The 23,904-nt window shown below is 69.2% G+C and carries 20 protein-coding genes; 15 read left to right on the forward strand and 5 right to left on the reverse strand.

Annotated elements, in window-relative coordinates; genetic code table 11:
• Positions 1-17: 17 nt before the first annotated feature.
• From atpE to ESP51_RS10625, 9 genes are all read left to right on the forward strand, one after another.
• Entirely contained in the window at positions 18-251 is a 234-nt protein-coding gene (gene atpE, locus ESP51_RS10585; RefSeq protein ID WP_022888426.1) for an ATP synthase F0 subunit C, read from the forward strand.
• A gap of 28 nt (positions 252-279) precedes the next feature.
• Entirely contained in the window at positions 280-849 is a 570-nt protein-coding gene (locus ESP51_RS10590) for a F0F1 ATP synthase subunit B (protein ID WP_129520868.1), read from the forward strand.
• A gap of 3 nt (positions 850-852) precedes the next feature.
• Positions 853-1,647, forward strand: coding sequence for a F0F1 ATP synthase subunit delta (locus ESP51_RS10595; RefSeq protein WP_129520869.1), 795 nt, complete (start codon positions 853-855; stop codon positions 1,645-1,647).
• Positions 1,648-1,721: 74 nt separating this feature from the next.
• Complete coding sequence (gene atpA / locus ESP51_RS10600) at positions 1,722-3,359, forward strand: F0F1 ATP synthase subunit alpha (protein ID WP_129520870.1); 1,638 nt, start codon at positions 1,722-1,724, stop codon at positions 3,357-3,359.
• A 92-nt stretch (positions 3,360-3,451) separates the two neighbouring features.
• Positions 3,452-4,354, forward strand: a complete 903-nt coding sequence (locus ESP51_RS10605) for a F0F1 ATP synthase subunit gamma (RefSeq protein ID WP_129520871.1) — start codon at positions 3,452-3,454, stop codon at positions 4,352-4,354.
• Between the two features lie 22 nt (positions 4,355-4,376).
• The gene (gene atpD / locus ESP51_RS10610; RefSeq protein WP_129520872.1) at positions 4,377-5,840 is read left to right on the forward strand and encodes a F0F1 ATP synthase subunit beta; all 1,464 of its coding nucleotides are present in this window, start codon (positions 4,377-4,379) and stop codon (positions 5,838-5,840) included.
• Between the two features lie 2 nt (positions 5,841-5,842).
• A complete protein-coding gene (locus ESP51_RS10615) occupies positions 5,843-6,103 on the forward strand; it encodes a F0F1 ATP synthase subunit epsilon (RefSeq protein ID WP_129520873.1) in 261 nt (86 codons plus the stop codon).
• 10 nt (positions 6,104-6,113) lie between these two features.
• On the forward strand, positions 6,114-6,686 hold the full coding sequence (locus ESP51_RS10620) for a P-loop nucleotide/nucleoside kinase family protein (protein ID WP_129520874.1): 573 nt from the start codon (positions 6,114-6,116) through the stop codon (positions 6,684-6,686).
• On the forward strand, positions 6,686-7,444 hold the full coding sequence (locus tag ESP51_RS10625) for a YaaA family protein (protein WP_129520875.1): 759 nt from the start codon (positions 6,686-6,688) through the stop codon (positions 7,442-7,444). The genes ESP51_RS10620 and ESP51_RS10625 overlap by 1 nt, the downstream gene beginning before the upstream one ends.
• Positions 7,445-7,487: 43 nt before the next feature.
• Here the strand turns inward: ESP51_RS10625 and ESP51_RS10630 are convergent, their stop codons facing one another.
• Together ESP51_RS10630 and ESP51_RS10635 are read right to left on the reverse strand one after the other, a co-directional pair.
• The gene (locus ESP51_RS10630; protein ID WP_129520917.1) at positions 7,488-8,084 is read right to left on the reverse strand and encodes a DNA-3-methyladenine glycosylase I; all 597 of its coding nucleotides are present in this window, start codon (positions 8,082-8,084) and stop codon (positions 7,488-7,490) included.
• 5 nt (positions 8,085-8,089) lie between these two features.
• Positions 8,090-8,581 carry a methylated-DNA--[protein]-cysteine S-methyltransferase gene (locus ESP51_RS10635; protein WP_129520876.1) on the reverse strand — a complete coding sequence of 164 codons (492 nt, stop codon included), beginning with the start codon at positions 8,579-8,581 and terminating at the stop codon, positions 8,090-8,092.
• Between the two features lie 151 nt (positions 8,582-8,732).
• On the opposite strand from ESP51_RS10635, the gene ESP51_RS10640 reads away from it, so the two are divergent.
• The gene (locus ESP51_RS10640) at positions 8,733-9,701 is read left to right on the forward strand and encodes an aldo/keto reductase (protein WP_129520877.1); all 969 of its coding nucleotides are present in this window, start codon (positions 8,733-8,735) and stop codon (positions 9,699-9,701) included.
• Positions 9,702-9,792: 91 nt separating this feature from the next.
• Entirely contained in the window at positions 9,793-10,998 is a 1,206-nt protein-coding gene (locus tag ESP51_RS10645; protein ID WP_164990488.1) for a DUF4192 family protein, read from the forward strand.
• Here ESP51_RS10645 and ESP51_RS10650 read toward each other — a convergent pair.
• The 3 genes from ESP51_RS10650 to ESP51_RS10660 are packed head-to-tail and all read right to left on the reverse strand — an operon-like array spanning position 10,992 to position 14,353.
• Positions 10,992-12,440 carry an NAD(P)/FAD-dependent oxidoreductase gene (locus ESP51_RS10650; protein ID WP_129520879.1) on the reverse strand — a complete coding sequence of 483 codons (1,449 nt, stop codon included), beginning with the start codon at positions 12,438-12,440 and terminating at the stop codon, positions 10,992-10,994. The genes ESP51_RS10645 and ESP51_RS10650 overlap by 7 nt on opposite strands.
• A complete protein-coding gene (locus ESP51_RS10655) occupies positions 12,440-13,858 on the reverse strand; it encodes an aspartate aminotransferase family protein (RefSeq protein WP_129520880.1) in 1,419 nt (472 codons plus the stop codon). The genes ESP51_RS10650 and ESP51_RS10655 overlap by 1 nt, the downstream gene beginning before the upstream one ends.
• Before the next feature lie 12 nt (positions 13,859-13,870).
• Positions 13,871-14,353 (reverse strand): Lrp/AsnC family transcriptional regulator, encoded by a 483-nt coding sequence (locus ESP51_RS10660; protein ID WP_129520881.1) that lies wholly within the window; start codon positions 14,351-14,353, stop codon positions 13,871-13,873.
• Between the two features lie 138 nt (positions 14,354-14,491).
• Here ESP51_RS10660 and ESP51_RS10665 point away from each other — a divergent pair, with 138 nt between their 5' ends.
• The 4 genes from ESP51_RS10665 (at position 14,492) to ESP51_RS10680 (ending at position 23,899) form a co-directional block, all read left to right on the forward strand.
• Positions 14,492-15,667 (forward strand): FHA domain-containing protein, encoded by a 1,176-nt coding sequence (locus ESP51_RS10665; protein ID WP_164990489.1) that lies wholly within the window; start codon positions 14,492-14,494, stop codon positions 15,665-15,667.
• Between the two features lie 25 nt (positions 15,668-15,692).
• Positions 15,693-16,493 (forward strand): PP2C family protein-serine/threonine phosphatase, encoded by an 801-nt coding sequence (locus ESP51_RS10670; RefSeq protein WP_129520883.1) that lies wholly within the window; start codon positions 15,693-15,695, stop codon positions 16,491-16,493.
• 114 nt (positions 16,494-16,607) lie between these two features.
• Positions 16,608-18,023: a serine/threonine-protein kinase gene (locus ESP51_RS10675; RefSeq protein ID WP_206737284.1), complete on the forward strand. Its 1,416-nt coding sequence runs from the start codon at positions 16,608-16,610 to the stop codon at positions 18,021-18,023.
• A complete protein-coding gene (locus ESP51_RS10680; RefSeq protein ID WP_129520885.1) occupies positions 18,023-23,899 on the forward strand; it encodes an Ig-like domain-containing protein in 5,877 nt (1,958 codons plus the stop codon). Before ESP51_RS10675 ends, ESP51_RS10680 begins: the two co-directional genes overlap by 1 nt.
• Positions 23,900-23,904 lie beyond the last annotated feature (5 nt).

Raw genomic sequence — 23,904 nt, forward strand, 5'->3', positions numbered from 1 at the left:
GAAAGGAAAACCCAAACGTGGACGCAACTACCGTTCTCGCTGAGATCAACGGCAACATCGCGACGGTCGGTTACGGCCTCGCAGCGATCGGCCCGGCCATCGGCGTGGGCATCGTCGTCGGCAAGACCATCGAGGGTGTCGCCCGCCAGCCCGAGCTCGCCGGTCGCCTGCAGGTGCTGATGTGGATCGGCATCGCCTTCACCGAGGCGCTCGCCTTCATCGGCATCGCCACGTACTTCATCTTCGTCTGATCCGCCCGCCCCAACTGAGGAGGCCAACGTGCTTCATGCAGTACTGAGCGCTGCAACCGAGGGTGGCGAAGCGAGCCCGAGCCCGGTCATCCCCGAGTGGTACGACATCATCTGGTCGTCCGTCTGCTTCGTCATCATCCTCGTCTTCTTCTGGAAGTACGTGCTTCCGCGCGTCCAGAAGCTGCTCGATGAGCGCGGCGAGGCGATCGAGGGCAACATCGCGAAGGCCGACGAGGCGCAGCGCAAGGCCGAGGCGGCGCTCGAGCAGTACACCGCCCAGCTCGCCGACGCGCGCACCGAGGCCGGCCGCATCCGCGAATCCGCGCGTGACGACAGCAAGACGATCGTCGCCGAGGCGCGCGAGCAGGCTCTCAGCGAAGCCGCACGCATCGCCTCGAGTGCACAGGCGCAGATCGAGGCCGAGCGCCAGGCGGCGCTCGTATCGCTTCGCTCCGATGTCGGCACCCTCGCGATCGACCTCGCGTCGGGCGTCATCGGTGAGAGTCTCACCGACGACGCGAAGGCGCAGAGCGTCGTCGACCGCTTCCTCGCCGAACTCGAGGCGTCCGAGCAGGCCGCCGCCGGAGGGAAGAGCTAGCCCATGGGTAGCGCTACCAGAGGTGCCCTGGCCGATTCGCGAGCCGCGCTCGCCGAACTCGGCCGGGCCGACCTGTCGGTCGCCGAAGACCTGCTCTCCGCGGGTCGGGTCATCGGCTCGTCGTCGCAGTTGCGCTCGGCGCTCACCGACATCGAAGCGGATGCCGCACAGCGGCGTGCGCTCGTCGAGGCGGTCTTCGGTTCTCGCCTCTCCGCCGGCGCCGTCTCGCTCCTGCTGAGTGCCGCGGCTCGCCCGTGGTCGTCAGGAGACGACTTCCTGGCCGGCATCGAAGAGATCGGCATCCGCGTCGCGGCGGATTCCGCTTCCGACGACGTCGACCTCGCGGCTGAGCTCTTCACGTTCGAACGCGCGGTCACCTCCGACGACGAGCTCGAACTCGCGCTCGGCAGCAAGCTGAGCCCGCGCGACGAGAAGACGAAGATCGTCGACCGGCTGCTCGCCGGCAAGGCGACCCCGCAGACCGTCGTGATCGTGCGCCACCTCGTGCAGCAGCCCCGCGGCCGGCGCATCGGCGAACTGCTGCGGCACGCGGCATCCATCGTCGCCGACCAGCGCGGATTCGACATCGCGACCGTCACGACCGCCGTACCGCTCACGCCCGCGCAGCTCTCGCGACTCGAGCAGGGCCTCACAGCCCGCGCCGGCCGTCGGGTGCGGTTCGACACCATCGTCGACCCGGCCGTCCTCGGCGGGGTTCGCGTGCAGATCGGCGACGACGTCATCGACGGCAGTGTCGCCGCACGCCTCAGCTCGCTGAGGCAGAAGCTTGCCGGCTGACGCCGGAGAAACGACCGGCGTCCGCGCCGTGACAGACCAGTAGCTGTACAACCGGTACAGAAAAGGGAAAGACAATGGCAGAACTCACCATCAGCCCCGACGAGATCCGTTCGGCTCTCTCGGAGTTCGTCTCGTCGTACGAGCCGGGCCAGGCGCAGAAGACCGAGGTCGGACACGTCACCGACGCCGGTGACGGCATCGCGCACGTCGAGGGCCTGCCCTCGGTCATGGCGAATGAGCTCGTGCGATTCGCCGACGGCACGCTCGGCCTCGCGCTGAACCTCGACGAAGACGAGATCGGCGTCGTCGTGCTCGGCGAGTTCACCGGCATCGAAGAGGGCATGGAGGTGACCCGCACGGGCGAGGTCCTCTCGGTTCCCGTCGGTGAGGGCTACCTCGGCCGCGTCGTCGACCCGCTCGGCAACCCGATCGACGGCCTCGGCGACATCGCGACCGACGGCCGCCGTGCGCTCGAGCTCCAGGCTCCGGGCGTCATGCAGCGCAAGTCGGTGCACGAGCCGTTGCAGACCGGCATCAAGGCGATCGACGCGATGATCCCCGTCGGCCGCGGCCAGCGCCAGCTCATCATCGGCGACCGCCAGACCGGCAAGACGGCCATCGCGATCGACACGATCATCAACCAGAAGGCCAACTGGCAGTCCGGCGACCCGTCGAAGCAGGTTCGCTGCATCTACGTCGCGATCGGTCAGAAGGGCTCGACGATCGCGGGCGTGAAGGGCGCGCTCGAAGACGCCGGCGCCATGGAGTACACGACGATCGTCGCGGCCCCCGCTTCCGACCCCGCCGGCTTCAAGTACCTCGCGCCCTACACGGGCTCGGCCATCGGCCAGCACTGGATGTACGACTCCAAGCACGTGCTCATCATCTTCGACGACCTGTCGAAGCAGGCCGAGGCCTACCGTGCGGTGTCGCTCCTCCTGCGTCGCCCGCCGGGACGCGAAGCCTACCCGGGCGACGTCTTCTACCTGCACTCGCGTCTGCTCGAGCGTTGCGCGAAGCTCTCCGACGAGCTCGGCGCCGGCTCGATGACCGGCCTGCCGATCATCGAGACCAAGGCGAACGACGTCTCGGCGTACATCCCGACCAACGTGATCTCGATCACCGACGGCCAGATCTTCCTCCAGTCCGACCTCTTCAACTCGAACCAGCGTCCTGCGGTCGACGTCGGCATCTCGGTGTCGCGAGTCGGCGGCGACGCGCAGGTCAAGTCGATCAAGAAGGTCTCGGGCACGCTGAAGCTCGAGCTCGCGCAGTACCGCTCGCTCGAGGCGTTCGCGATGTTCGCGAGCGACCTCGACGCCGCGAGCCGTCGCCAGCTCGCCCGCGGAGCGCGCCTCACCGAGCTGCTCAAGCAGCCGCAGTACTCGCCGTACCCCGTCGAGGAGCAGGTCGTCTCGATCTGGGCCGGCACGAACGGCAAGCTCGACGAGGTGCCGGTCGAAGACATCCTCCGCTTCGAGCGCGAGCTGCTCGACTACCTCGGCCGCAACACCGAGGTGCTCTCGACGCTGCGCGACACCAACGTGCTGAGCGACGAGACCGCCGCGACCCTCGAGGCGGAGATCGACAAGTTCAAGCTCGAGTTCCAGACGGGTGAGGGCAAGCCCCTCGCCTCCGTCGGGTCGGAGCAGTTCGAAGCGATCGCTGAAGAAGAGGTCGTCCAGGAGAAGATCGTGAAGGGCCGCCGCTAGTCGGATGCCTCGTTCCCTGGGGTTCTCGGGAACGAACCCCTCGGGGTCGACTCGAGAACCTCAGGTACCGGAACACAGGACACAGGAGAAACATGGGAGCGCAACTTCGGGTCTACCGGCAGAAGATCAAGACTGCCCAGACGACCAAGAAGATCACCCGAGCCATGGAGCTGATCTCCGCGTCGCGGATCCAGAGGGCGCAGGCGCGGGTCGCCGCATCGACGCCGTACTCCAACGCGATCACCCGAGCGGTCTCGGCCGTCGCGAGCTACTCGAATGTCGCGCACGTGCTCACCACCGAGCCCGAGCGCGTCGACCGTGCAGCGATCGTGATCTTCACCTCCGACCGCGGCCTCGCCGGCGCGTTCAACTCGCAGGTGCTTCGCGAAGCCGAGGAGCTCACCGAGCTGCTGAAGAGCCAGGGCAAGTCGGTCGACTACTTCCTGGTCGGACGCAAGTCGGTCGGGTACTTCTCGTTCCGTCGTCGTGATTATGAGCGCAGCTGGATCGGCGGCACCGACAGCCCCGTCTTCGAGACCGCCAAGGAGATCAGCGACGCGGTGCTCGAAGCGTTCCTCCGCGATGCAGCAGACGGCGGAGTCGACGAGATCCACATCGTCTACAACCGCATGGTGAGCCGCATGACCCAGGTGCCGGTCGTCACGCGACTGCTCCCGCTCGAGGTCGTCGAGAGCGACGAGGCGCCGAGCGACAAGCAGGAGGTGTTCCCGCTCTACGAGTTCGAGCCCGACGCCGAGACCGTCCTCGACGGACTGCTCCCGGTCTATATCGAGAGCCGCATCTACAACGCCATGCTCCAGTCGTCCGCGGCGAAGCACGCCGCGACGCAGAAGGCCATGAAGTCGGCCAGCGACAACGCCGACAAGCTCATCACCGACTACACGCGCCTTGCCAACAACGCGCGCCAGTCCGAGATCACCCAGCAGATTTCCGAGATCGTGGGCGGCGCCGACGCACTGTCGTCCGCCAAGTAGCCATTCAGAAGAGAGAGAACACATGACTGACACCGCTACCGCCCCGGCCGCGGCAACGCCCGTGGCCGGCGCCGTCGGCCGCGTCGCCCGGGTCACGGGCCCCGTCGTCGACATCGAGTTCCCGCACGACTCGATCCCCGAGATCTACAACGCGCTGAAGACGACGATCACGATCGGCGACCAGAGCAACGAGATCACGCTCGAGGTCGCGCAGCACCTCGGTGACGACCTCGTGCGCGCCATCGCATTGAAGCCGACCGACGGCCTCGTCCGCGGCCAGGAGGTCACCGACACCGGCGAAGCCATCTCCGTGCCCGTCGGCGATGTCACCAAGGGCAAGGTCTTCAACGTCATCGGCGAGGTGCTCAACGCCGAGCCCGGCGAGACCATCGAGATCACCGAGCGCTGGCCGATCCACCGCAAGCCCCCGCGCTTCGACCAGCTCGAATCGAAGACGCAGCTCTTCGAGACCGGCATCAAGGTCATCGACCTGCTCACGCCGTACGTGCAGGGTGGCAAGATCGGCCTCTTCGGTGGTGCCGGCGTCGGCAAGACCGTGCTCATCCAGGAGATGATCCAGCGCGTCGCGCAGGACCACGGTGGTGTGTCGGTGTTCGCCGGTGTCGGCGAGCGCACCCGTGAGGGCAACGACCTCATCCACGAGATGGAAGAGGCGGGCGTCTTCGACAAGACCGCCCTCGTCTTCGGCCAGATGGACGAGCCGCCGGGAACGCGTCTTCGCGTCGCACTCTCCGCGCTCACGATGGCGGAGTACTTCCGCGACGTGCAGAAGCAGGACGTGCTGCTCTTCATCGACAACATCTTCCGCTTCACGCAGGCGGGCTCCGAGGTGTCGACGCTCCTCGGCCGCATGCCCTCCGCGGTGGGCTACCAGCCGAACCTCGCCGACGAGATGGGTGTGCTCCAGGAGCGCATCACCTCCACGCGCGGTCACTCGATCACCTCGCTGCAGGCGATCTACGTGCCGGCCGACGACTACACCGACCCGGCACCGGCGACCACGTTCGCCCACCTCGACGCCACGACCGAGCTCTCCCGTGAGATCGCGTCGAAGGGCCTCTACCCGGCCGTCGACCCGCTGACCTCCACGTCGCGAATCCTCGACCCCCGTTACCTGGGTGAAGACCACTACCGCGTCGCGACGACGGTCAAGCAGATCCTCCAGAAGAACAAGGAACTGCAGGAGATCATCGCCATCCTCGGTGTCGACGAGCTCTCCGAGGAAGACAAGATCACGGTGTCGCGTGCGCGCCGCATCCAGCAGTTCCTGTCGCAGAACACCTACATGGCGAAGAAGTTCACCGGTGTCGAGGGTTCGACCGTGCCGCTGAAAGACACGATCGAGTCGTTCGACGCGATTTCCAAGGGTGAGTACGACCACGTCGCCGAGCAGGCCTTCTTCAACGTCGGATCGATCTCCGACGTCGAAGAGAAGTGGGCGACGATCCAGAAGGAGAACGGCTGAACATGGCCGCCCTCAACGTGAGTGTCGTCTCGGCTGACCAGGAAGTCTGGTCGGGCGAGGCGACCATGGTGGTGGCACGTACCGTCGAAGGTGAGATCGGCATTCTGCCGGGTCACGAGCCGATGCTCGCGATCCTCGCCGGCGGCGAGGTGCGGGTCACCCTGCCCGGAGGCGAGAAGATCACCGCGAACGCCGAAGACGGCTTCCTCTCGGTGCATTCGAATGCCGTGCAAGTGGTCGCATCGCGCGCCGAGCTCGCCTGAGAGGTGACGGATGCCGGGGGAGCAGCCGATCGACCGCCAGTTCGGTGACCTGAGCGTCACCCAACTCATCGTCATGGCCGGGTTGCCGGGCGCCGGGAAGTCGACGATCGCTGAGATCGTCGGAGCCCGCCTCGGCGCCACGGTCGTCTCCGTCGACCCGATCGAGTCGGCCATCCTGCGAGCTGGCATCGACGCCGACCAGCCGACCGGGCTCGCTGCCTACCTCGTGGCCGAGGAGATCGCCGAGAAGGAGCTCGACTCGGGCCGCACGGTCATCGTCGACGCGGTCAACGCCGCCGAGGCGGCACGCCTGCAGTGGCGCGACCTGGCCGAACGTGCCGAAGTGCGGTTGCGCGTCATCGAAGTGGTGTGCTCCGACGAGTCGCTGCATCGCGCGCGACTCGAGAAGCGGGAACGTGGTCTGCCGCACCTCGAAGAGACCACTTGGCGAGCCGTCGAGCAGAGCCTCGAGGGCTACGCGGCATGGACCGGACCGTCATCGGCCCTGCCGCGCGTCACGATCGACAGCATCGAATCGCTCGGATCGAACGTCGACGCCGCACTCGCCTTCATCGGGTCGTAGTGCTCCTGATCCTCCCTCCGTCGGAGTCCAAACGCGACGGTGGCACCGTTCGGCCGCTCGACCTGGCGGCGCTGTCGTTCGCTGAGCTTGCGCCCGCGCGCGCTCACGTTGTCGACGCCGCAGTCGCTCTCGCGTCCGACGCCGAGGCGACGATGCGTGCTCTCAAGCTCGGGCCACGCCAGGCGGCGGAGGTCGATCGGAATCGAGCGCTGTGGTCGGCGCCGACGATGCCGGCGATCGACCGCTACACCGGGGTGCTCTTCGACGCGCTCGACGCTGCCAGCCTCGACGCTCGGGCGCGCAGGTTCGCCGCGTCGCACCTCGCGGTGCATTCGGCGATGTTCGGCCTCGTGGGTGCCCTCGACCGGATTCCGGCGTATCGTCTCTCGCACGATTCCCGACTGCCCGGCATCCGGTTGAAGCACGTGTGGAGCGAGCGCCTCGGCGAGGTGCTGGCCGCGAGGCCGGGACTCATCGTCGACCTTCGCTCCGAGGGATACACCGAGCTCGGGCCCGCGCCGGTGCGCTCCGGCAGCGTGTACGTGCGCGTCGTCTCGGTCGATGACGGAGGGCGACGCCGTGCCCTCAACCATTTCAACAAGCACGCCAAGGGCCGCTTCACGAGGGCCTATCTCGAGCACCGTCCTCGGCTGCGCTCGGTCGACGGACTGCTCGAATGGGCCCGTCGCGCGGGGTTCCGGCTCGAACTCGGGTCGGACCGGCTCGGGGCGCCGCTCGAGCTCGAGCTCGTCGCCTGACCAGCGCTGTCGCGGGCGGCGAGCCTTACCGACCGGACTTGGCTCACCGCGCGACGACGAGCGGCACCGACGCGCGGAAGCAGCCGCCGAGATGGTCGTCGACGATTCCGGTGGCCTGCATGAGCGCATACATCGTGGTGGGGCCGACGAACCGATAGCCGCGCTTGCGGAGCTCTTTGCTGAGCGCCGCGGACTCGGGTGTGATTGCCGGCACCTCGGCGAACGTCGTGGGCGGCGTGGCACGCGGGGGAGGCGCGAAGCTCCAGAGCAACTCGTCGAGCGGCTGGTCGAGGGCGATGGTGGCTCGCGCATTCTGGATCGTGGCTTCGATCTTTCCGCGGTGGCGGATGATGCGGGCGTCGCCGAGGAGCCGTTCGACATCGGATTCGTCCATCGCGGCGATGCGTTCGACATCGAAGTCGTGGAACACCTCGCGGAAGGCCGGGCGCCGGCGAAGGATCGTGATCCAGGAGAGACCGGCCTGGAAGCCCTCGAGGCACACCTTCTCGAAGAGCCGCACGTCGTCGTGCTGCGGTGTGCCCCACTCCTCGTCGTGATACCTGCGGTACTCGGAGTCGAACGCACCCCAGCCGCATCGGGTGAGGCCGTCGTCGCCGAGCACGAGCTCAGGGCGTGGAATGACGCTCACGCCGCGAAGCCGATGCGCTCATGCCCGAGCAGCCAGAGCTTGGTGGGGACGCCGTTGCCGCCCGAGTAGCCGGTGATGCGGCCGTCGGAGGCGAGCACGCGGTGGCAGCCGACGATGATCGGCACGGGATTCGCGCCGACCGCGCCGCCGATGGCGCGCGCGGCGCCGGGCTTGCCGACCGCGGCCGCGAGCGCGCCGTAGGAGATCGCTTCGCCCCAGCCGAGCCGCTCGAGCTCGGCCCAGACGGCCTCTTGGAACGGTGTGCCGCTGAGGCGGACCGGGATGTCGAAGTCGGTGCGTTGGCCGGCGAAGTATTCCTGCAGCTGGGAACGGGCGGACTCGAGCACGGCGTTGGAGCGTTCGGGTTCGTCGTCGTGGGGGAGCACGCCGGCGCGTTCGATCGTGAGCCCGATCACGGTGTCGGCGTCGGCGACGAGCTCGATGCGGCCGATCGGGCTGTCGAGGCGGATGAGGAACACGTTGTTCATGATTCGAGCGTAGCTGCGGCATCCGACACCGGCTCGCGGAAATCAGACATCGCGAGAGCCGCCGTGAAGGCCCGGTTGGGGAGGACGAGTCGAGTGCCCGGCCAGGGTTCCGCGACGGGAACGCGCGGCTCTCGCGGCCTAGTGTGGAGGGATGACCGACCTCGCCTACCGTTCCCTCGGCCGTTCCGGCCTCCGCGTCTCGGCCGTGGGGCTCGGCGGCAACAACTTCGGTCGCATAGGCACGGCGACCGAATCGCAGCGCGGCACCGATGCCGTCGTGCACGCGGCGCTCGGCGCGGGCGTGAACTTCATCGACACCGCGGATGTCTACGGCAAGGAGTACGGGCTCAGCGAGACGCTCCTCGGCAATGCCCTGCGCGGGCGCCGCGACGAGGTCGTGATCGCGACGAAGTTCGGGCACTCCTCGATCGGGTCGCCGCTGCCCTCATGGGGCGCGCGTGGGTCACGGCGGTACGTGCGCCTCGCGATCGAGGGCTCGCTGCGCCGACTCGGCACGGACTGGATCGACCTCTACCAATTGCACACTCCCGACCCGCTGACGCCGATCGACGAGACGCTCGCAGCGCTCGACGACCTCGTGCGCGACGGCAAGGTGCGCCACATCGGCCACTCGAACCTCGCCGCTTGGCAGCTGGCCGAGGCCGAGTTCGTGGCGCGCGAGCTCGGCGCCACGCGTTTCGTCTCGGCGCAGAACGAGTACAACCTCCTCTCCCGAGGCGCGGAGGCCGAGATCCTGCCGGCCTCCGAACGGTTCGGCGTCGGGTTCCTCCCGTACTTCCCGCTGCAGAACGGATTGCTCACCGGCAAGTTCCGCCGAGACGACCGGCCCGCCGACACGCGCATCATGCGCCAGCGGCCGCACCTCGTCGAGCGGGCGCCGTGGGACGTGCTCGACCGCTACCGCGCCTTCGCCGACGAGCGAGGGATCAGCATGCTCGAGGCGACCTTCGGCTGGCTGCTCGCCCAGCCCGCGCTCTCGAGCGTGATCGCCGGCGCGACCTCACCGGAACAGGTGCGGCAGAACGCGGCGGCCGGCGGGGCATGGCAGCCGAGCGAGCACGACGTCACCGAGGTCTCGGAGCTCTTCGCGGTTCGCTGACTCTTCCTCGACAAGCCGGCCGCCGCGGCATCCGTCACCGTCTGAACGGAACGTCGGCACCGAGCGGATGCCGCACCGCCACGCTGTGGCCATGACGACGATCATCCGCGCCGAGGCGGCGCACGACTTCCTGGCCCTCGTTCCCACGCTCGCGGGCTTCCGCCCTGAGCGCTCGATCGTCTGCGTGGCCTTCCACGGCAATCGGACGGTCGGCGTGCTTCGCCATGACCTGCCGAGGCGGGCCCGCGACCGTTCGGCCCTCGTGTCCGCGATCGTCGGCACGCTCTGCAGAATGCCGCGCGTCGATGCGGTCGTCCCGATCGTCTACACCGAGGCGACGTTCGAGCGTTCTCGCGGCGTTCCAGAACGCGCGCTCCTCGGTCTCCTCGTGAAGCGGGCCGAGGAGGCCGGATTCCTCGTGCGGGATGCGCTGTGCCGAGCGGCCGACGCGTGGGCGTCGATCCTCGATCCGAATGCTCCCGCGGCGGGGCATCCGCTCGCGCTCATCGACGAGAGTCCGGTCACCCGACTGGCGCCGCACGAGGTCGAGGTGCTGGCTTCCCCCGGAGCGGCCGGTGACCTGCCGGAAGCCGACCCCGAGATGGCGGCGGCGATCGCGGCGGCGATCTCGGCGTTCGAGGCGGACGAGCGCGCCGAGGCGGCGATCGCACGGCTCGGGCGCAACGCCGATCCCGTCGAACTCGTCGAGTCGCTCGTCGCGCGCGCCGGGGTGAAGCACCCGGCGCTCCGACTCGCGTGGTTCCTCCACCTGGCGTCGCGGCCACCCCTGCGCGACGTCATGATGCTGCAGTTCGCGTTCGGCGTCGTGGTGGGTGAGGCGGCATACGACGACGCGATGTCGAGCGTCGAGCGTGCCGATCGGAGCGGTGAGACCATGGACGAGCTCGTTCGACGCGAGATAGCCGAGGGCGAGACCGACGAGGTCGCCGAGTTGCTGATACGGCTCATGCTCGGGCAATCGACGCTCCGCCCCGATCGTCGCCGGGTCGAGCGGGCACTCGCGCTGCTCCGTTCCCTGATCGCGAATGCGCCGCCGGAGCTGCGCACGGGCCCGTTGTGCATCGCCGCGTGGCTCGCCTGGTCGCTCGGTCGCGGATCGGCGGCGGGCGCGTTCATCGACCTCGCGCTCGAGGCGGAGCCCGAGCACTCGATGGCGAGCCTGCTCCATTCCTTCATCGGCAGCGGTGCGCTGCCCGAGTGGGCCTTCAGCGCCCCCGATCGCTCGGATGGCAAGGCGGACCGCCGTGGCGGATCTGCACGCCGGCAGGCTCAGTGACCCGTGAGCGGCGCGAGCATCCGTGCCGTAAGCGACGGCCGGCCGGTGTAGCGCTCCTCGGCGTCCGCGAGCCGCATGCCGAGGATCCCGAGGTTGGCACCGACGAAACGCAACGGCTCGGGCTCCCAGAGCGGAGAGCGGTGGTTCGCCCATGGCAGGCGGGTGAGCTCCGTGTCGCGCCCGAGCACGAGGTCGGCGAGCGTGCGGCCGGCCAGGTTCGTGGTGGAGAGCCCGTCGCCGACGTACCCGCCCGCGAGGCCGACGCCGGTCTTCGGGTTGTAGCTCGCGGTCGGGTGCCAGTCGCGGGCGACGCCGAGCGGTCCTCCCCAGCGATGGGTGACACGAGCGTCACCCATCGCCGGGAAGAACTCCCGGAGTGTCTCGTGCAAGTGACCGAACACCTCCTCGACCCGCTCGAACGCTGGATCGACCGCGCTGCCCCAGTGGTAGCGGGCGCCGCGGCCCCCGAACGCGAACCGGTTGTCGGCGGTGCGCTGCCCGTAGACGAGGAGGTGCCGGTAGTCGCTGAACGTCTGGCCGTGTTCGAGACCGATCTCGTCCCACGTCGCCTCGGGAAGTGGCTCGGTCGCGATCATGAGCGAATAGAGGGGGAGGATGCGCCGCCGCACACGTGGCAATCGGGCGCCATAACCTTCCGTGGCCACGATGACGTGCCGCGCCGAGACCGTGCCCTCACTGCCGCCGTGGAGCGCGCGGAAGCGCACTCGCCCTGCGGACCAGTCGATGACCTCGGTGCGCTCGAAGACCGCCACACCGAGCGACTCCACGACCCGGGCGAGCCCGCGCACGAGCTTGCCCGGATGCACTCGCGCACACGAGGGGTCGAACATCGCCGACGTGCCGTGATCGCCGGATCCCGGCACGCCGAAGCGCGACCCGATCGTGCGCTCGTCCCAGTACTCGAGCCGGTCGACGCCGAAGCGCCTGCCCTCGTCGACCTCCGCCCGAGCGAGTACGCGCTGGGCGTCACTGCGCGCGAACACGAGCGTGCCGCCCTGCGCGAAGTCGCACTCGATCCCCTCGAGCTCGGTCACGCGGCCGACCTCGCCGACCGTGTCGATCATCGCCCGGCGCATGGCGATCGCGGCGTCGTAGCCGTGCTCGCGTTCGAGCGAGGAAGCCGATCGCGGGAAGAGCGCCGAGCACCACCCACCGTTGCGGCCGGATGCCCCGAATCCGGCGATGTCGCGCTCGAGCACGGCGATCCGCAGGTCGGGGTCGGCCTTCGCGAGCGAATACGCGGTCCAGAGCGCCGTGAGACCGCCGCCGATGAGGCAGACGTCGAATCGCGCGCTTGCCGTGAGCGGCGCGCGCGGACGCAGGTCGTCGATGCCCGAGGCGGCGAGATCGTCGAGCCAGAAGCTCACCTGACGGTAGGCGTCGGGTGAGGCATCCGACACCGCACCGCCCGGCCGGTGCATCAGAGCCGGTTCGAGGCTTCGGTGAGCACGTTGCGGAGGATCTGCTCGATCTCCTGGAATTCGGGCACGCCGATCGTGAGCGGAGGCGCGAGCTGGATGACGGGGTCGCCGCGATCGTCGGCGCGGCAGTACAGGCCGGCGTCGAAGAGCGCCTTCGACAGGAACCCGCGCAGCAGGCGCTCGGACTCGTCGTCGTCGAAGGTCTCGCGGGTGGCGGTGTCCTTCACGAGCTCGATGCCGAAGAAGTAGCCGTCGCCGCGAACGTCGCCGACGATGGGCAGGTCGAGCAGCTTCTCGAGCTCGGCGCGGAAGAGCGGCGAGTTCTCGCGCACTCGTTCGTTGAGGCCCTCCTCCTCGAAGATGTCGAGGTTCTCGAGTGCGACCGCGGCCGAGACCGGATGGCCGCCGAACGTGTACCCGTGGTAGAACGACGTCGTGCCCTTCGAGAACGGCTCGTAGAGCTTCTCGGAGACGATCGTCGCGCCGATGGGGGAGTAGCCCGACGTCATCGCCTTCGCGCACGTGATCATGTCGGGAACATAGCCGTAGGCGTCGCACGCGAACATGTGTCCGATACGGCCGAAGGCGCAGATGACCTCGTCGGAGACGAGCAGCACGTCGTACTGGTCGCAGATCTCGCGAACACGTGTGAAGTAGCCGGGCGGCGGCGGGAAGCATCCGCCCGAGTTCTGCACCGGCTCGAGGAAGACCGCGGCCACCGTCTCGGGTCCTTCGAAGAGGATCATCTCCTCGATGCGGTTCGCGGCCCAGAGCCCGAACGCCTCGAGGTCGTCGGTGGGCGCTCCGACCTCGGCCGCGCGATAGAAGTTGGTGTTCGGCACCCGGAACCCGCCCGGCGTGATCGGCTCGAACATCTCCTTCATTGCGGGGATGCCCGTGATCGCGAGCGCACCCTGCGGCGTGCCGTGATAGGCGACCGAGCGCGAGATGACCTTGTGCTTGGTCGGACGACCCTTCAGCTTCCAGTAGTGCTTCGCGAGCTTGAAGGCCGTCTCGACGGCCTCGCCTCCGCCGGTGGAGAAGAACACCCGGTTGAGGTCGCCTGGCGCATAGCCGGCGAGTCGGTCGGCGAGCTCGATGGCAGCGGGATGCGCGTACGACCAGATCGGGAAGAACGCGAGCTGCTCCGCTTGCTTCGCGGCGACCTCGGCGAGGCGAGCGCGGCCGTGGCCGGCGTTGACGACGAAGAGGCCGGACAGGCCGTCGAAGTACTTGCGCCCCTCGATGTCGAAGATGTGGTGGCCCTCGCCGCGGGTGATGATCGGCACGCCCGACGTCTCCATGGTCGATTGCCGCGCGAAGTGCATCCAGAGGTGGTCTTTCGCCTTCTGCTGCAGCGCGGCGTTGTCGTAGCCCGTGTCGGTGCGCGCGGCGGTGTCAGCGACCGTGTCGGTCATGGTGTTCCCTTCTCAGCGAGTGCCCCAGTTGTAGAACTGCTTCTGGAGCTTCAAGTACACGAACGTCTCGGTCGTCTGCACGCCCTCGAGGATGCGGATGCGCGAATTGAGCAGCGAGATGAGCTCCTCGTCGTTCTCGCACACGACCTCGGCGAGCAGGTCGAAGCTGCCCGCGGTGAGCACGACGTAGTCGATCTCGGGGATCTCGGCGAGCTGCTCGGCGACCACCCGGGTGTCGCCCGCGACGCGGATGCCGATCATGGCCTGCCTGGTGAACCCGAGTTGCATCGGGTCGGTCACGGCGACGATCTGCATCACGCCCGATTCGGTGAGCCGCTGCACGCGCTGGCGCACGGCGGCCTCCGACAGGCCGACCGCCTTGCCGATGTCGGCATACGAGCGCCGACCGTCGGCCTGGAGCTGCTCGATGATCGCCTTCGACACCTCGTCGAGCTGCACCGGGCGATGCGCTGTAGGGCGAGCCGGGTTCGTCATGGGTCGATTGTGACAGTGACGGATGCCGCAGGCAAGCGATTCCGTCGATTTCGAACGCTTGAGCAACTGATTCCATGGTCTCGCCGTGAAGCAGCTGCGCCCCTCATGACGCGATCGGAAGGTGCCAGACTGGACGACATGGTCGCCGGCACGTTCTCCAGTTCCGCGACGACCGGCGCGCCCGCGTGGGACGTGATCGTGGGCGACCGCTTCATCGCGGCACTCGCCGCGCCCGCGCCCGATGCGACGCTCTCAGCGCTCGCGGAGCGGGCGAGCGACCCGTCGCCGAGCATCGAAGCGCTCGTGGGGCTCATCCCGATCGGTCGCGAGCCTGCCGTCGAGTCGTTCGCGCTCGTCTGGTGGGACGACGACGACGTGACGACGGTCACCGCGGTCGTGCGCGGTGAAGCGGTCGTCGACCTCGACTCGCCGGGCGGAAGCCGGCGCTTCGACTCACGAGGAATCCGGCCCTGGCACCTCGCCGACTTCCGTGACGTCGTGGCGTTGCGGCTCACCGGCTCGGACACGCCGCTCGGGCCGCTCGGCGAGGCGCCGCACGACGTCGAGCACGCGCGAGCGAGCCTCCGCGCCTCCGCCGTCGAGTGGTCGTCGGTGCCGAGGAGGAGACCTGCCACGGATGTCGCGAGCGCTGTCGTGCCGCCCGCCGTGAAACCCGACGCCTTCGATGAGTTCGCCGCCGACACGGTGCTGCGCCCTCGCCCGTCCACGATCGACGCCGACACCGCGCTCACGCCGAGACCGGCCGCGAAGCCCGAGCCGACACCCACCCCGACGGTGCCGATCGATGTTCAGCTCGACGGTCTCCGACCCGCCGTGCCGAGGGCGCCCACGGCGCACCCGGTGCCGTCACGCCAGCCGGCGGATGCCGCGCCATCCGCGCCATCCGGGCCATCCGCTCCGTCCGCTCCGCTGAAGGAAACGGATCCAGTGCCGACCGGCCCGCGATTTCGCATCGCGGGTGAGCTGCCGCGCACCATCACGGGACCGGTGCTCATCGGGCGGCGCCCCCTTCCGCCACCGGTCGGCAGAGCCGGCGCAGCTCCCGAGCTCGTGGCGGTCGACTCGCCCACCGCAACCGTCTCCGGAACCCACCTCGAACTGCGGCTCGAAGGGGAGCGCCTCGTGGCGACCGACCTTCGCTCGACGAACGGCACGATCGTCCGAACGGCGCGAGGATCGCGTCGGATGCGGGCCGGCGAGTCCATCGTCGTGACACCCGGCACCACCCTCGACCTCGGAGACGATACGATCGTCGAGATCCTCCCCGCCCACGGAGCTCCGTTCCCCCAGTGAACCGAACAGACAGCAGGCCGCACCGGTGACGCAGATAGGCAATGGCAACGCCCGCCATCGGGTCACCCTGCCAGACGGCACCGAGATCACCCTCGCGTGGGCGGCGATGACCGACACCGGCCTTCGTCGTGAGGTCAACGAAGACAGCTACATCGCCCAGGCTCCGATCTTCGCCGTCGCCGATGGAATGGGCGGCCACGCCGCCGGCGACTTCGCGAGTGCGGCCGTCGTCACGAGACTCGCCGAGCACGGCGGCAAGATCCTGATCGGAACTCCAGAGGTCGACGCAGCGCTGCGTCTCGCCGTGCAGGACATGGGCCGCGGCGCAGGCGTCACCGACGAGGGCAGCGGCACGACGGTCACGGGAGCGGCGCTGGGGGCGATCGCCGACGAGCCCGCCTGGATCGTCTTCAACATCGGCGACTCGCGTGTGTACCGGCTTGTGAGCGGAACGCTCGAGCAGTTGACGGTCGACCACTCCATCGTGCAAGAGCTCGTCGACGCCGGCCAGATCACGCGCGAAGAGGCCGACACGCACCCGCACTCGAACGTCATCACGCGCGCCGTCGGCTTCCACGAGGCGCCGATTCCCGACTACCGCGCGATCGCGGTCGAAGAGGGGATGCGGCTCCTCATCTGCTCCGACGGGCTCACGAAGGAGCTCACCTCCTATGGCATCCGGCACTTCCTCGTCGCCAACGCGAAAGCGGAGAAGGCAGGTCGGCAGTTGCTCGATGCAGCACTCGGCAACGGCGGACGCGACAACGTGACCGTCATCGTCGTCGACGTGCTGCGAGTCGTTCGCCCGGAGGCCGCGCAGAGCTGACGCGACCGCCTCGGGAGTTTCGCGACGCCGAGTGTCGCGCATCTACAATGAGGGACACCCGGCGCCGCCGGCTCCGGTCGACGTGGATCGGCCCGAAGACCACTGGGAGGACTGTTGTCGAGGCGACTGCCGTCCACTCCGCCGAGCCTGCCCGGCTTCGCATTCATCCGCGTGCTCGGCTCCGGCGGCTTCGCCGACGTGTTCCTGTATGAGCAGAACATGCCGAGGCGCCTCGTGGCCGTCAAGGTGCTCCTCGCGGAGGTCGTGAACGACGGGCTCCGCCAGATGTTCCAGGCCGAGGCCAATCTCATGGCCCAGCTGAGCTCGCACCCGTCGATCCTCACCGTGTACCAGGCGAGCGTCGCCGCCGACGGGCGCCCCTACCTCGTGATGGAGTACTGCTCGGCGACGCTCGGCCAGCGCTACCGCGCGGTGCAGCTGCCGATCGCCGAAGTGCTCTCGATCGGCGTGCGCATCGCGAGCGCGGTCGAGACGGCACATCGGCAGGGGGTGCTGCATCGCGACATCAAGCCCTCCAACATCCTGACGACGGCATACGGGCATCCGGTGCTGTCCGACTTCGGCATCGCCGCGACCCTCGGCGAGGCCGAGTCGGTCGAGGCGATCGGCCTCTCCATCCCGTGGTCGGCACCCGAGGTGCTGCACGATGAGGTCTCCGGCTCCGTCGCGAGCGAGGTCTGGTCGCTCGGTGCCACGGTGTACTCGTTGCTCTCGGGGCGGAGTCCCTTCGAGGTCCCTGGCGGCGACAATGGGTCGAGCGCGCTGATGGCACGCATCGACGAGGCGAAGCCATCCCCGACCGGCCGAGTGGACGTGCCGAAGACGCTCGAGGCAGTGCTCGCCCGCTCGATGTCGCGACGTCCAGCGATGCGGCAGGCGAGCGCACTCGAGTTCATCCGCGATCTCCAAGCGGTGGAGGAGGAACTCGGCCTTCGCCAGACTCCGCTCGAGGTCGCAATGGACGACTGGGCGCTCGCAACCGCCGTCGACCTCGACGACCGTACGAGGATCACGGGTGGGAACGCCGCCGGAGCCGTGGAATCCCGCCGCAAACGCCGACGCGCTGCCCGGGTCTCGGGCACGGTGCACGGCCTCGAGTCCCGCTCTCCCGAATCCAGTTCCGGTCGAAGCCGTCGCACGACGCCCCCCAGCACGAGGCGCCTCGCCTGGGGCGTCTCGATCGTCGCGGCGTTGCTCGTCGCGATCGTGAGTGCCGGCGTGCTCGCCATCGTGCAGGGCACGCGATCGATCCCCGTCGTCAGCGACGTGCAGGCGGTCGTCGAGGATGCCGCGGTCGTCTTCTCATGGGACGACCCGGGGATCGAGCGAGGTGACGCGTACATCGTCACGGTCGACGGCGAGGCCTCGCCGATGCAACGGGAACCCCGCTTCCCCGTCGAGATCGACGGCCGGAATCGGGTCTGCGCGAGCGTCACGGTCACTCGCGACGGCAAATCCGGTCAGCCGAGCGCCGAACGCTGCATCGATCTCGACGGGGCGGCGGGTTGATGCGCCTGCCCCGTCTCAGCCCCCACCGGTCCGCACTCGCGACGGCCGGTGCCGTGACGGCGATCGTCGCGCTCGTCGCCGGAGTGGCGGTGGCATCCGGGGGATACGCTGCGCAGCGCGTCGACCTGGGTGACGCGTCGGTCTGGGTCGCGAGCGAGGACCTGCAGTCGGTCGGCCGGGCGAACACCGCGGTGCTCGAGCTCAATTCGATCGTCGACGCGGGCGGTTCGGATCTCGAGGTCGTGCAGGCGGGCTCGACGGTCCTCGTGCTCGACCACGAGCGGGTGAGCGTCGGCATCGTCGACCCCACGACCTCGACGATGATCGACACCGTCGCGGTGCCGCCCGGCGAGACGTCGCTCGCCTTGGCCGGCTCACGCGTCGTGATCGCTGCCGCCGGCGACGTCTGGTCGGTGCCCGTGTCCGAGCTCGCCGAGTTCGACAGCGACGCCGAGCCCGTGCTCACCTTCGGCGCCGGATCCGTCACCTCGGTCGACGAGGCGGGAACGCTCTTCGCATACACGCCGTCGACGGGCGTCGTCGCCCGCGTCGACGCAGCCGAGGCCGAGACGGTGGCCACGCGCTGGCAACTGGAGCCGCTGTCCGGAAGCCCCGAGGTGCAGATCACCTCCGTCGGAGGACGATGGGCGGTACTCGATGTCGGCGGGCGCACGCTGCACCTCGAAGGCCGCTCCCCGGTCGATCTGTCCGGGATGCTCTCACCCAACGAGGGCCCCAAGCTGCAAACGCCGTCGCTCACGGGCGACGACGTGGCGATCGCGTCCCGCCGCGGCCTCATCGCCGTGGGGCTCGACGGCTCGGAGCCGCGCGAGCTCGTCGGCGGACGCTCGGGCACGCCGGCCGCGCCTTTCGTCCACGAGGGATGCCTGCACGCGGCCTGGGCGGTCGGCTCGGCATGGCGATCGTGCGCTACGGGCAACGAGCGGCTCATCGAGCTCGACGCCCGTGCCGGCGCCGAGCTCTCCTACCTCGCCAACGGGGGCGCGCTCGTGCTGAACGACCGGGACTCCGGCATGACGTGGGCCGCGTCGGCCGACTACGGCCTCATCGACAACTGGGACGTGCTGCTCGCTGCGGAACGCGACGAGGAGACTGTCGAGCAGAACGACCCCGACAAGAAGCCCACGATCGAGAAGAGCCAGGTTTCTCCCGTGGCGGAGGCCGACGAGTTCGGAGCACGACCGGGCCGATCGACCGTCCTGCCCGTGCTCCTGAACGACTACGACGCGAACGGCGACGTGCTCGTCGTCGACTCGATCGACGGCGAGCTGCCGCCGGGCGCCCGGCTCGATCTCATCGCGAACAACCAGCAGCTGCAGCTCACGCTCGACGACGCGGCATCCGGCGCCCTCGCCTTCGGCTACACCGTCGGCGACGGCCGGGGCGGCGCCGCGCACGCCACCGTGCAGGTCGCCGTGCGCGAGCCCGATGAGAACGCACCGCCCGAGCAGAAGCGCCAGTCGCGCGCCTCGGTCGAGTCGCAGGGGCGGGTGACCACGCCGGTGCTCGGCGACTGGGTCGACCCAGACGGTGATCCGTTCTTCCTGCGTCGCGTAGATGCGGAGGCGCCCGACGCGATCTCGTCGACGGCCGACGGCATCGTCGTGTTCGACGAGAAGGGCGCTCCCGCTGCGAAGCGCACGGTCTCGCTCGTCGTGTCCGACGGCCGTCAGGACACCGGCGGCACTCTCGAGATCTCGGTGCGGGCACCAGGCGACGTCGAGCTCGTCGCCGACCCCTTCGTGGCGCTCGCGACCGCCGGGCAGGAGATTCGCGTCGAACCGCTGCGTTACGTTCGCGGCGGCTCGGGCCAGGTGCGGCTGAGCGCGGTGCCCGCGAAGCCCGATGTGCAGCTCACGCCCGACTTCGACGGGGGCACCTTCCGCTTCACGAGCGCCGTGGAGGGTACCCACTATCTCGAGTACACGGTGACCGACGGCTCCCAGACGGCGACCGGTCTCGTGCGCGTCGAGGTCTCAGCGCCGCCCGAGCGCGACACGACGCCGATCACCGTGCCGCACACCGCATACCTCCGCGCGAACCAGCCCGTCGACGTCGACGTGATCGCGACCGACATCGACCCGACGGGCGGTGTGCTCATCGTGACGGGCCTCACCGACACCGCCGAAGACGAGGGCGTGCGAGTCGAGGTCATCGATCACCGCATCCTCCGCGTCACACTCTCGCGACCCCTCGATACCGGATCGACCACGTTCGGCTACCGAGTCAGCAACGGGCTCGCCGACGCCGAGGGCGAGGTGACGCTCGTCGGGGTCCCGGAACCCGACCGAACCCAACCGCCCGTCGCCGCCGCCGACACGATCTCGTCGCGCACCGGCGATGTCATCGACATCGCCGTGCTCGACAACGATGAGCATCCCGACGCGCTCCCCCTCACGCTGGCCGCCGATCTCGACCAGAAGCCCGCCGCCGGCCTGCTGTTCGTCGACGGCGACCACCTCCGATACTTCGCGCCCGAGGAGCCGGGCGAGTTCGAGGCCGTCTACCGGGTGTTCGCGCCAGACGGGCAATACGCCACCGCGAGCGTGGCGATCTCGGTGCGGGCCGCCGACCCCGAGACGAACACCCCGCCCGTGCCGGCGACGGTCACCGCACGGGTGCTCGCCGGCGATACGGTGCGCATCCCCATCCCGCTCGGCGGTGCCGACCCCGACGGCGACTCGGTGCAGCTGCTCGGCCAGGAGTCGAATCCCGATCTCGGCACGGTGATCGACAGGGGCGGCGACTGGCTCGAGTACCAGGCGGGCGAGTACTCGGCTGGAACCGACACGTTCCAGTACGCCGTCGTCGATGCACTCGGCGCTCGCGCCACCGGCACCGTGCGCGTCGGTATCGCGGCGAGGCTCGATGGTGCCCGTGCCCCGATCGCCGTCGAGGACAAGGTCACCGTGCGCCCCGGGCGGACCATCTCCGTGCGAGTGCTCGAGAACGACTCGGATCCCGACGGCGGAGCGCTCACCCTCCGCTCGGTCGAGCCCATCACCGGGGGAGCCACTGCTGTCGTCGACGGCGACCACATCGAGGTCACCGTGCCCGACGGCGAGCGGCTGCACGGATTCATCTACACCGTCGAGAACGAGCATCTCGGCGCGGCGTCGAGCTACCTCACCGTCGAGGCTCGGCCCGACGCCCCGCTTGCACGACCCGAGGCGTCCGACACCGTGCTGACCCTCAGCGACATCCTCGACAAGGAGCGGATCGACGTCCCGGTGCTCCGCAACGTCTTCCTTGCCGATGCCGCCGCCGCCGACCTCATTGTGGGCCTCGTCGACGGCTATGCGCGCGGTGTCGAGGTGCGCCGAGACGGCAGCATCCGCGTCGAGATCCAGGATCGCCGGCGCATCATCCCCTTCTCGGTCAGTCACCCCGAAGACCCCGGCATCACGGCGTACGCCTTCATCTGGGTGCCCGGCCGAGACGACGCCCTGCCGCAGTTGCGCCGCGATGCGCCTCGAGTGCAGGTCGTGAGCGGCGAAGAGGTGCGGATCGAGCTCGAGGAGTTCGTGATCGCGGCATCCGGGCGTCCGGTTCGGCTGACGGATGCCGCGAGCGTTCGCGCCTCGCATGACGACGGCACCGAGCTCGTGATCGACCACGACTCGCTCCGCTACCAGAGCGAGAACGGCTACTTCGGCCCGGCATCGCTCTCGTTCACCGTGACCGACGGCGAGTCCGCCGCGGACCCCACGGGCCGCACCGGCACGATCGTGATCCCGATCAAGGTCCTGCCGACCGAGAACCAGCCTCCGGTGTTCACCGGCGGAGTCATCGACTTCGAGCCGGGCCAGTCGAAGACGATCGAGCTCGTGAAGCTCACGAACTACCCCTATCCCGACGAGGTCGATCAGCTCGAGTTCGAGGTGCTTCCGCCGTTCGCCGAGGGCTTCGACGTCTCATTGGCGGGCGACGAGCTCACGATCGAGGCCTCGGAATCGACGGAGAAGGGAACGAGCGCGTCGGTGGCGGTCGGCGTCACCGATCCGGCAGGCGCCGGGCGGGCCGGGCGGATCGACCTGCGTGTCGTGCCGTCGACCCGGCCGCTCGCACAACCGGCGGACGACAGCGCGATCGCAGCTCGTGGACAGACGACGTCGATCGACGTACTCGCGAACGATCGCGCCACGAACCCGTTCCCGCAGACCCCGCTGCGAGTGGTCGGCGTGCGCGGCCTCGACGACGGGAGCCTCCCCGCGGGGGTCTCGATCGAACCCAGCTCCGACAGCTCCACCCTCGCGGTGTCGGTCGACCCGTCGGCCGCGCCCGTGAACACGACCCTGCAGTACCAGGTCGCCGACGCCACCGACGACCCCAGCCGGTACGCGTGGGGAACGGTCACGATCTCGGTGCAGGACCGGCCCGATCCCGTCACGGGCCCGCAGGTGACCGGATTCGGCGATGGCACCCTCGACGTGACGTTCGGCGCCGGCGGGTTCAACAACTCACCGATCAGCGGATACGAGATCGCGCTGCTCCTCCCGGGCGGGCGCGACGTCGTGCAGACGTCGACGTGCGCGGCCACGACCTGCACGATCGCGACGCCCGGCAACGGCGAGGCGAACGCCGTCATCGTGCAGATCCAGGCACGCAACGGCATCGGACTCTCCGACCCCGTCGAAGCACCCGGCCCGATCTGGTCGGACGTCGTGCCGCCGCCGCCAACCGACCTCCGCGCATTGCCGCTCGACGGCCGACTCCGCATCGAGTGGACGCCCGTGTCGACTGGGGCGGGCAGCAGCGTCGGCTCTTACGTCGTGACCGTCGCCGGCGTCTCGACCGAGGTGTCGGCGGCGAGCGCCTGCACGGCGACCGTCTGCGGCATGGAGTCGCAGTCGCTTGAGAACGGCAGCCAGGTGCCGTTCACCGTGAGTGCGCGGAACCAGGCCTATCCCGCGCTCACCGCATGGAACGAGGCAGGCGGTTCGGGCACGCCGTTCGGTGCGCCCGTCGCGGGAGCCGTCGCGGTGACCGGAGACGCGTTCGCCGGCACCGTGACGGTCTCGTGGTCGTCCTTCTCGGGCAACGGCGACGCGATCGGCGGGTACTTCGTGCAACGACTCGTCGAGGGCGAGTCGAGTGTGCCGACGGGGCCGCAGGCGTGCGGGGTGACGAGCCCGGCTCCGGGAACGGTCATCGCGCCCGTGACCGGCGGGACCGTGGCAGAGGTCGTCCAGGTCGGGCCCGAGGCCACGAGCCTGCAGTTCGCCGGAACGGCCACCGAGGCGGCCAAGTACTCGTTCCTCGTGTGGGGCTACAATCGCGCCGGATGCGTCAACACCGAGGTCGCGAGCACCGTCGTGCGCCCCGCGCCGGGCAGCGCGGGGCCGGTGCGGAGCTCGATGGCCTGGATGAACGTCGAGACCTGGGACCGCTACATCGAGAAGGTCGAGGGGAACGCCTGGCGATACGAGATCGTCGCGGTGGACTCCAACGGCGCCCACATCGCGGGAACGGTGAGGGACTTCAACGGAACCGGATGGCTCCGCTCGCTCCTCAACCGCCCGTTCGGCGAGGTCGCGCGATTCCAGGTGCGGGCCTGCACCCTGTGGGGAAGTTGCGGGCCGTGGTCGCAGACCCAGCCGGCCGACGCCCTGCCCTCGCTCACGTTCGCCCTGCCCAGTCGCACGTGGAACGGCACGACGGCGACGTGGTCGTGGACCGCCGCACCCGAGAACGCCGGCCTGCCCGCGACCTTCAGTTGCGGCGTCGATGGCGACCGCAACGGACACCCGGCGCAGACCGAGACGACCTGCCAGATCCCCGACGCGAAAGCAACGGATCGCGTCTGGTTGGATGTTGAAGTCGCCGGCGTGACGGCCCGCTACCAGAACTTCTAGTCGAA

The organism is Agromyces albus (genome assembly GCF_004134825.1).
Taxonomy (GTDB): Bacteria; Actinomycetota; Actinomycetes; order Actinomycetales; family Microbacteriaceae; genus Agromyces; species Agromyces albus.